This is a genomic window from Methylobacterium sp. E-065 (assembly GCF_022829605.1).
In the GTDB taxonomy this organism is placed as follows: Bacteria; Pseudomonadota; Alphaproteobacteria; order Rhizobiales; family Beijerinckiaceae; genus Methylobacterium.
In genome coordinates, this window is the sequence record NZ_JAKSYD010000085.1 from 1 (window position 1) to 265 (window position 265).

Here is a 265-nt window from a genome sequence, read left to right on the forward strand (position 1 = left end):
GATTTCGCCGAGAGCAAGCACAAGCTGGCTCTGTGCCTGGGCAAGAACATCGGCGGCGAGCCGATCATCGCCGACCTCGCGCGTATGCCGCATCTGCTCGTTGCCGGCACCACCGGCTCGGGCAAGTCGGTGGCGATCAACACCATGATCCTGTCGCTGCTCTACCGGCTGAAGCCGGAGGAGTGCCGCCTGATCATGGTCGATCCCAAGATGCTGGAGCTGTCGGTCTATGACGGCATCCCGCACCTGCTCTCCCCGGTCGTGA

Annotated in this window: 1 protein-coding gene; it reads left to right on the top strand. The window is 63.8% G+C overall.

The annotated features are described in order from the left end of the window. The coding region (locus tag MKK84_RS08840; RefSeq protein ID WP_279599431.1) for an FtsK/SpoIIIE domain-containing protein at positions 1-265 on the top strand (265 nt) is incomplete at both ends.